The sequence below is a fragment of the Halorubrum halodurans genome (genome assembly GCF_002252985.1).
GTDB classification, from domain to species: domain Archaea; phylum Halobacteriota; class Halobacteria; order Halobacteriales; family Haloferacaceae; genus Halorubrum; species Halorubrum halodurans.
In genome coordinates, this window is the sequence record NZ_NHPJ01000059.1 from 84,894 (window position 1) to 93,738 (window position 8,845).

8 protein-coding genes and 3 pseudogenes are annotated in these 8,845 nt (G+C 61.7%); all 11 read right to left on the reverse strand.

Annotation, left to right across the window (positions count from 1 at the left end):
- Window positions 1-76 precede the first annotated feature (76 nt).
- Window positions 77-1,645 carry a Mur ligase gene (locus DJ70_RS05605; protein WP_245810709.1) on the reverse strand — a complete coding sequence of 523 codons (1,569 nt, stop codon included), beginning with the start codon at window positions 1,643-1,645 and terminating at the stop codon, window positions 77-79.
- Window positions 1,642-2,811, reverse strand: coding sequence for a poly-gamma-glutamate biosynthesis protein PgsC/CapC (locus DJ70_RS05610; RefSeq protein ID WP_094530920.1), 1,170 nt, complete (start codon window positions 2,809-2,811; stop codon window positions 1,642-1,644). Before DJ70_RS05610 ends, DJ70_RS05605 begins: the two co-directional genes overlap by 4 nt.
- Before the next feature lie 579 nt (window positions 2,812-3,390).
- Window positions 3,391-4,389, reverse strand: a complete 999-nt coding sequence (locus DJ70_RS05620; protein WP_245810711.1) for a homing endonuclease associated repeat-containing protein — start codon at window positions 4,387-4,389, stop codon at window positions 3,391-3,393.
- 152 nt (window positions 4,390-4,541) lie between these two features.
- The gene (locus DJ70_RS05625; protein WP_094530926.1) at window positions 4,542-5,402 is read right to left on the reverse strand and encodes a DNA-binding protein; all 861 of its coding nucleotides are present in this window, start codon (window positions 5,400-5,402) and stop codon (window positions 4,542-4,544) included.
- A 598-nt stretch (window positions 5,403-6,000) separates the two neighbouring features.
- On the reverse strand, window positions 6,001-6,570 hold the full coding sequence (locus DJ70_RS05635) for a hypothetical protein (protein WP_094530928.1): 570 nt from the start codon (window positions 6,568-6,570) through the stop codon (window positions 6,001-6,003).
- Window positions 6,567-6,935 carry a hypothetical protein gene (locus DJ70_RS05640; protein ID WP_094530930.1) on the reverse strand — a complete coding sequence of 123 codons (369 nt, stop codon included), beginning with the start codon at window positions 6,933-6,935 and terminating at the stop codon, window positions 6,567-6,569. Before DJ70_RS05640 ends, DJ70_RS05635 begins: the two co-directional genes overlap by 4 nt.
- A 93-nt stretch (window positions 6,936-7,028) precedes the next feature.
- Window positions 7,029-7,358 (reverse strand): hypothetical protein, encoded by a 330-nt coding sequence (locus DJ70_RS05645; protein ID WP_094530931.1) that lies wholly within the window; start codon window positions 7,356-7,358, stop codon window positions 7,029-7,031.
- Window positions 7,359-7,364: 6 nt separating this feature from the next.
- Complete coding sequence (locus DJ70_RS05650) at window positions 7,365-7,715, reverse strand: hypothetical protein (RefSeq protein WP_094530933.1); 351 nt, start codon at window positions 7,713-7,715, stop codon at window positions 7,365-7,367.
- Window positions 7,716-7,849: 134 nt separating this feature from the next.
- Window positions 7,850-8,186 (reverse strand): annotated as a pseudogene (locus tag DJ70_RS05655) (DUF7558 family protein).
- Window positions 8,186-8,441: pseudogene (locus DJ70_RS05660) on the reverse strand (hypothetical protein). Before DJ70_RS05660 ends, DJ70_RS05655 begins: the two co-directional pseudogenes overlap by 1 nt.
- Before the next feature lie 73 nt (window positions 8,442-8,514).
- Window positions 8,515-8,845: pseudogene (locus DJ70_RS05665) on the reverse strand (hypothetical protein); the annotation flags it as partial.

Here is an 8,845-nt window from a genome sequence, read left to right on the forward strand (position 1 = left end):
CGTTTCGCCGTGCTGTACATCGCTAAACGACCCGCTCGGCACGTCTTTGATTCTGAATCTATACTCCCGGAAACACTCAGTCAGCTTCCTCAATAGCGACTTTCTTTGCTCGCGTTGTGATCTCGTCTTCCAGATCGCGCATAAAGTCATCAACCGTGTTCCCCATCGTCAACACCGGATACCCTTCCTCAAGCATATCGTCGAGCACGGCGCCGGCGTCTTCATCGCGACTGTGTTCGGTCACCGGGACATCGACGTTCGAGGCAAACACTCCGGTGAACGCGCCACCAGCACGCGCTCGTTCGATTAGGTCACGCTCGGCCAGTGTATTCAGATACTTGGCGAACGAGGCGGTGCGGCTCCGACGGTCGGCACGAAGGTAGACGAACGGCAAGACATGGCTATCGCCGGCCAGTGACTGTCGGATCGCCTCCGTACTCTCGATATCGTTGATTTCAGCTCCATTAAAAATGCGGCCGTTTGGGAGGCGAATCCAGCGTGGCTGGATAGCATCCAGATACGCGTTCAGCTGTTCCTCTGGCACCGGATCCATATCCAGCCACCGCAACACGTCGTTGACCGCGTAGACAGTTTCGGCTCCGATCCGGCCCTGCTGGTCGTCCGGGATCGTCACCTGTCGCATTTCGCCACCCTGTTGTTCGATCTCATCGCGCATGTATTCGGCAAGGACGGGGTTCTGTTCGCCGTTGACAACCTTCGTTCCGGGTGGGATCGTCCGTGCGAACGCTCGCGCGAGGTCCCGGATGGTCTTGCCCAGCGTGTCCTGATGATCCTGTCGTACGTTCGCTATGACGACCACGTGGGGCTTGATGAACCGCTTGTTGATCAGCCGCGTGGTATACTCAGTGATCCCCTGATTCTCGAAGATACCGACGTCCTCTGGCGTGTACGACTCCAGTTGCGGGCCGAACTCCTGTAAGACGTTGATATTCTCGTACAACGTTGTGTACGCCCCCCTCCGTTCGATAGGGATGACGTTCCCGTTGCGGATCAACAGTGGATGGTTGCCAGTAATCTTCGTTAGTGTGTCGTAGCCTCGCCGCCGGAACACGTCATCGAGACGCTTGACCGTCGACGACTTCCCGCGGATGCCCGACACCACGATCCGTGTGTCGATATTCTGGAGGAACTTACGGTGTTCTCGTCCGCGAGTCAATAATGAGGACGCACCACGGATGGTTGACATCCCGACTTCGAACGGGTCATATTCGACAGTCTCGTCCTCTGTCCCGACAAAATACACTGGAATCGCTCCCGTTGCGAGATGCCGGAACCGCCGCATCGCTTCGCGAGCGTTCGCTCGCTCGGTGTAGGTGAAGTTCGGAACGGCGAGTGTCTCCCCGTCGGCTTCGAGCGTCCAGTCAAAGATCTCGAGTGACTCGTCACCTCGAACCCGAAGCGTCGGTCCCCCGTCGGCCGACGGCGTATCGACGTATTCGAACTCGTCGGGGTCGAGTGATTCGAGTTCCGCCGCAGCGTCACGAACGCGATCGATTCGCTGCCGTGCCGCTCGTGACGTGTCATATCGGTCTGTTCCGATCGCCAAACACACCTCGGCGTCACTAAGCCGCCAGAGCCATCCTTCCTCACTCCGCACCACTTCGAACATCCCCTGTTCGTTCATTCTTGATCACCGCCCGAGAGGATCGACGACTCGAACACGTCGTCGTGCGACGGCTGGTAGACCGTGTAGTACTCGACGATTACCAGACAGACAACCGCGATGAGCACACTCACAGCAAGTTGTGGAACCGCAAACTGCTGAGGGAATCCCCGTGGAAGGATGCGACCCGTCGCTCGCGCGAGCGGCAACATTACCGCGAAGGTGCCGAGCTGTAATGGGACGAAGAGCCTGCGTTTCGGCCCCGGAGCAGTGTGCCAATTATACGCGCCGATGCCCGCGAGAATCGCAACGAAGTACGCCGATAGTCCCCGTGTGATCGGGAGCAGCAGCGTGATGGGGATCGCTGCGATAAGCGCGAACGCCGTGGTGGTCGAAATCAAGACACGCCCGTATAGGAGCGTGACGTAATGGACAAGCGAGAGGAAGCCGAACGAGAGGCCGAGCATCACGACGTACAGCAGGACGAGCCATTTGCTCGCGAGTGCATAGATCGCTAGGAGCGGGAGAGCGATCAGGCCCATCCGGAGCCCATAGCGTCCACGGACGCGCTCAGAGACGAAGAGCCCGAGCACAAAGAGCCCCACCGCGACCGGTCGAGCCAGGATTGTCGGCTCAAGTTCGGTCTGGAGCGCTGCGTTCTTGTACACCGCCACGTCGGTTGTCGTTGTGTAGAGTGCTGGCGGTGTTGCCTCCCCCAGAGTCGTCGCCAGTTCGGGCGTGATGAGCAGCCAGCCACAGGCCACCAGCCCAACGTAGAGTCCAGTTGCCGTGAGCAGATCATAGGTTCGGTACTCTGGTTTGAGTTGATGGTAGTTGTACGCAGCAAGGCCGGGCAAAATACTCCCGATAAACACAACCGACCGGAGGGACTCCGGGAATAACGATCCGAACCCGACGAGCAGTAGTAGTGGAACGCCGCTCCCGATCCCCATCGCGACGAGCAGTTCATCCCGACCGTAGAGTAGCGTTCGTTGCTTTACGATCCGCAGACCGAGGTACGCGAGGATGGTACTCAGCACGAAGATCGGAAGCATCCAGGCGTTTTTTAGGGTATAGACTGCCAGCACGGGAATGGCGATCGTGCCGCCTAGTCGGTACCCGAACAGCTGAGAGATGATTCCGACTAACAGGAACCCAAAGGCAGTGATCCCGGCTGCAACTAACACGGATCACACCTCAGTTCCCGAGTCCCATGATACACACATCTGGATGAGAATTGGAAAGTAATATGACTACTCTTTTGAATTACCTTACGGAGACGCGTTCACCGATTAGCTGTCTTCTATCGCTTCGACTCACACGTGTGTTGCTGAATCCGCTCTGGGAGGCCAACCTTTCCACAGACGGGACACTCCCGTAGGGGCGTCGGCGGGAGGTCGTTCCAGGCGTCCAGCGCGGCGTCGAGCTGTGCTTCTACGATTGGCGAGTCGGTCGTGTGGCGGGCTTCGCGGAGGTGAATGCGAAGCCGTTCACGCGCCGTAAGGGTACGTTCCTCGGACATTGGCGTTCGGGGGCACGTCTGGTGTGCCCTCCGCCCCTCTAGGGGACAAATAAACAGACTCCGTCCCAACAGCGATGTTGCTCCCCGGGACACCACTCCCAAAGCTGTGACTCCGGTTGTGGCTGCCGGCCGACCGCAGGGAGGCCGGGAGCGGAGGGTGGGGCGGTGGGGCTTGGGCTGGTCCGGCGATAAATAACTAACCTCCCGCCGTCTCGACTGGCGGCATCTGGGACCGCGTAGCGGCTCACCGCGTATCGAGTCGGAGCGGGGACGCTCGTTCCCAGAGATGGTGGTGTTCGGCACAGACGGTCACGAGGTTCTCTAAGCAATTGGCCTGCTCAAAATCCACCTCGTTTTCATCCGCCCCAAAGGCGCTCAGCGGGCGAATGTGATGGACATGGAGTCCTCTCTTGAACGCCTCCCGGTGAGCGTCCTGGGTCCACTCACAGCCCGGCGTTTGACAGGTATAGTCGTCGCGTTCCAGCGCTTTTTGTCGTTGCTGGTCCCAGTTGTCCCCATATTCGCGCCACTCGTGGACTGGTTGCTCCTTCCAGTTGTGATGATCTGGGCCCGCAGGCCGACCGACTGGTTCGTAGCCGGCGGCGCGTACGGCCGCCTGCCAGCCGTTCCACCGTCTGATGTAGGGTTTGTGCGAGAACTCGCCGTTGGCACTCATTTCCTTCGCAGTCGGGACTTTGCCAAGCTCGTCTGTAAGTCGAGAAATCTCCTCAAGGAGCTCCTCGTCGGGAACCTGCATTCGCTTTCGCGGGTTGTAGCCGGCTGCCTTGAGAGCCTCATTCCAGCTTCCGAAGTGGTTCTGCGCTACTGTTACGGAGTACTGCCCCTGTTCTCGCATTTCCGCTGAGGTTGGTGGCTCTCCAGATTCCGTCGCGAGTCGAGTGATCTCTTCGAGAATCTGCTCTGAAGGAACCTGGTACTCCTGCATTGGTTCGAATCCCGCTTCACGCAAGGCTGTACTCCACGATCCGAAGTGATTCTCGTACGTCCCGGGCGCATACTCACCCTGCGTTTTCATTTCCGTGGCTGTCGGGGTACGACCGAGCTTCTCCGCAAGTCGGTTGAGTTCTTGGAGGAGTAACTCGTCCGGAAGGCGCTCCGTGTATCCATCTCGATATCCGTCGGCAGGGGATGAGGTGGCATCATCACCGGTCATAGCTGAGGGTGTTGTCTGGAACGCGCCTGCACCCTTCTTGGCGCGAAACGACAACGCTGATTCGCGCACCGATTCCCCCGGTTTCACTGATAAATGTTGGACCCGTCCTCGAGGTTGTGGCTGCGCGCGCAACGACCGCAGGGAGTGAGCACGGAGCGGTGGGCGGGGCGGCGGGGCTTGGGCCGGTCCGGCACTCACCAGAAAAAGAAGGGCTACGCCCCCTACTCTTCCCACCAGCGGTCGTCGCGATCCGGGAAGACAATCATACTGTCGTAGGTGACTGCGAGAGAGCACCGGCCTTGGTACCAGTTCTTTTTGAGATGCCGCATCCGCACCCGTTCACCTTCCTGGACGAAGGCGGGCTTGCTGGCCTTCCAAGACGTCCACTTGATTTTCTCCGTGTCATCGGCTATCAAGCCGACTTGAGCTATGGCTGGATCGGAGGGATCCCACAGTTCGATCACGGTTCCCTCGATGCTCACCTCGTCAGTCTGCACGTCCGGGACGTCCTCGATCGGGCAGATGGCGCCGGGGGCCGCCTTGAGCGCGTCCATCGTGTCGAATACTGCTTCGGTGATGTCTTGCCCCTGGGCGACCCGCTTTGCGAGCACCCGGGAGACAGCCGCTCGACTGTGGTCGGTCCGAAGCCGCTGTGCCATCCGGTCTGCTTCCTGATTCACCTTCGCCAGCTCCATCCGGGAGAGGCGCTCGCGCGGATCCGTCCGGTCCGGGGTGCGTTCCTCCCGCTTGCGCTGCCGCCGTTCGGTGACGACCTCGCGAGTCCGCTTCGCCCGGCCCTCCTGGGTGCCGAGTTCCGCCTGGGCGCTGATGTGGTCCAGTTCGGCCTCTCGGGCGCGAATCTTCTCTTCCTGCGCGAGGGGCAGATGCGAGAAGTCCTGGACGATGCCGTCTGGGTGGTTGGAATCCACCTTCGCCTGCGTTTCCTGCTGGACCGTCGCCCGGAACTCCGGCTCATCGTCGACGACCTCGAAGCCGTCCTCGTCGACGCCGGCCTCTTCGGTTCGTTCGAATGCCTGTTCATCCACCGTAACGACCTTGCGACTCGAGTTGTTACTAGACATTGGAGTTCACTAACTCCGAAGGCGCTCGCGCGCCGCCACCGCGATGTCCCAAGCATCGCGGTTTTCCGACGATGTCGACGACCGATAGCACCGACTGCGCGCTCTCGCTCGCGCCTTCGCGAGCGCCCTACCGGGCGCGAGCGAGAGCGCGCCCGAGTGCGGTCGACCCCAACCAGCACCGCGCGCCGACCCGCCCGGAGCGAGCGGCCAGCGGAGTAAGCGTGGGGGGTGAGCAGCCACGCCGCGCAACCCCCCGCGCTTACCCGCTGGCGTCGAGGGCACATTCACTTTAGCCCGGCAGCCCGCCCGCTACTGCAGGCAGGCAGCCCGGAATGGTCGGTCGCGAGCGACGCGGAGGGCGGCAGCGGCGAGCGGGGCGGGCCGTAACCTACACACCTGTCCAGCCGGCCGCGCCGCTCAGACGGCCATTCACTAGCCTGGCGGACTCAGAAAGGGCGAGGCCGCCTCGGTCGTCCCCCGACCCCGCAAGCACCGCAGGGACGAGGAGCGCAGCGGTGGTCGCGGGACGTCGAGCGGCCGAGGGCTTTCGGGTGTCGTCGCCGGCGCTGGGTGTTCGGCATCGCTACTCGGAGACCGGTTACTCTTCGAGACGGCGGAGCAATTGTGTGACGTACGGACTGTTCTCCCAGCTCCGATGCGGGCTAATCGTCGTGATTAGCGTCCGAGCCTCTTTGGGGCTCAGATGTCCGTTCCGAGCGTAATCGACGATGAGCCGTGGTGTCGGGACGATCCGCGGGCCCTGTAGCACGGCGTGAATCAGTGGGAAGTTCGTTCCGCCGAACTCGTCGGTGAGAAACCCATCGACGTCGAGCGCGTTCGCGAGGACGATCCCGTCGGTTTCGCCGTCGTCGAGCCCGAACGTCGGCCGCGAGTCTGGTGTATCCTCGCGCTCGTAGGGGTCTTCAACCGTGTAGTAGCTACGGGCCGCGAGGACGTTGTTCGCAGCCGCGGCGTGGATGTCCTGGTACTGCGTGATGTCACGGAGTTCGGCGACCACTTCTGGCGGCACGAACACGTCACACGAGGTGAGCAGATACTGGAACGGGTCCGGAGTGTTAGTGTCGACAGCCGCGTCAGCGCGGGGAACCGCGAGACTGACGAGCGCACTAGTGTCGGCGACGACCGTACGCAGTCGCCGGCCGCTCATCGCTCGTCGTCGGCTGCGGTATCGACCGCCGTCGCGTCGCCATCGTAGACGTCGACGTCGTCGGGGGCGGCAAGATCAAGTGGTTCATCCTCGAGATCTGCTTTGAGAAGCCGGAGGCGCTGGGCAGTCTCGGCGCCGACCAACTGCTTGACCGTCTCGAACTCAAGCTGGTCGTCGTAGTACTTCGTCGCGACGAGTTCCTGGAAGGTCTCGCTGTCGGCCGTATCTTCGATGTACTCACGAATCGCCTCAACAAGCAGATCCGTCCGATCCTTGTCGAAGAGCTCCGCGATCGCATCCAGCCGGTCGACGAGATACTCCGGCGACTGGAAATGGACCCGGCGCGGATCGTCGCTTGCGCTCATTCTATGTGCAAGTTCTGCACATAGAGTGATAACCGTTTCGGCGTTTGCACAGAGCTTGCACATAGGGCCTCTGACGGAACCGTCCCGCCAGTCTCAGCCGTCGTCCTGTGCGTTCAGCTCCTCGAGGAACCAGCTGACTGCGGTTCCGATCCGAACGCCGTCGACGTTGCGCATCTCGAGGCCGTTCGTGGCGGTCCGAAACGGCTCGTCGTCGACGAGGATCCGGTGGATGACTGTCCGGACCGACTCCGTTCCGTACCTGTCGACGAAAGCCGCGACCGCCGTATCGAAATGCGCATCCTCGTGCTCGGTTCGCGGGTTCTGCGCCCGGTGGATCACGAGGTCGACCACATCGTCGACCGATGCGTGCTCAGGATTCCCGGTTTGCTCACGAACGTCATTGAGGGGCTCAGCATCAGGCATTAGGGATCACTCCGTGGCGTCGTCCGTATCGGTCGTCGCAGGGTCGGTTGCTCGTTGCCGGCGGATTGCAGCCAGCGTCTCCTCAAGCGTGTCCACACTCTCGATCGCCGCGGGCTCATCGGTAATCTTGTCGATGAGTGCGGCTCGCTCGACGGCAGTCTCGTCGCCGGCAGTCGTGTCGATCGACTCGACCCGTACTTGACGCACTTCCTGCCACCCGCAGTCCCAACAGGCCCGCGTAATCTCGAGGCGCTCGTCGGGCTCGGCCGTGAGGACTGCGTCCCGAAGCGACGTCGAAAGCGGCTGCTCCGCACCGACCTCAATGGTGAGGGGTGCGCCGCAGGCGGGACAGTCCATAGGTATCTCGAGGAGTGCCCGTCTGTTGAAGATAGCGGAGCAACGGGACAGACACACAAACAGCGCTGTTGAGAGCAGCGAGTAGGTCCACGACACTACCACGGTGGCCGAGTTCTACTCGTGACGACGGTTGCTCAGTGCGTCAGTCCGAGACGAGATGGGGGGCTGAGGTCACGCGTCCAGTACGTCGCGAGCCCGCCCGGGCTACAGCGCTCGCACAGCTGCAATGGGTCTTCGAGATGACCCAGTTCGACACGGAAGCGCGTCAGCGCCGCGAGGGCGTCGACGACCAGTCCACAGCCGTCACAGGCGACGTGATCGCGCTCGTCGGGAATCCGGCTCCGTCTGGATCGCGCAGTCGACACAGATCGGGTGTGTGACCCGTTTGTCTTGCCACCAGGTGTGGGCCTCGCCAGTCTCGGTACCGGGCGGGGCATCACAGAACGCACAGCCAACGAGGGTCTGCTGCATCACTCACCCCCCGCGTCGGCGTCGCGGCCGGCCGTCCAGCCACNNCCGGCCGCTCGGTTCGTGAACCAGAACTTGGTCCTTGGGAACCGGAGTGACGACGTCCGCGTCGGCGAGGTCGTTGACCAGGCGTTGGGCCGTCGTGTCGTCGATGTCCGCCGTGTCGACGCGGATGGCGTCGCGGTCCTGGGCGAGCTGTTCCTTCTCGAACCGTTCGTAGTCGCGACTCGTGTCGTCGTGCAGATCGGGACTCGGCATGGTGAGTCACGCAGCGTACACTGTCGCGCGCTGCACGCCTCCCGGCGCCGACAAACAGTCAGGATGGACAGCGTCAGTCCGGTCGCGGGTCGTGATAGCCGATCACTGCGACGTCGTCGATGAACAGGACGCCCTTCATGAAGTCGAGCTTGGTCAGACTGTGCTGGTAGAGGTTATGCCGGCCAAGGTAGTTCATCGGCACCACCAGACAGCCGAACTCGATCTTCGGTCGGCCGTCCTTCTTGGTGCGGTACCCCTTCTGGAACTTCAGGAGATCGTCGCTGACGTTCTTCCGCTCGCTCTTCTCGACCTCGATGGCGATGCGGGCGTCGGCGTCGTAGAGGTCGACGCTGTAGTTAAACCCCTGATGCGACCAAAGCTTACAGTTCGGGTTGAAGCCGCCG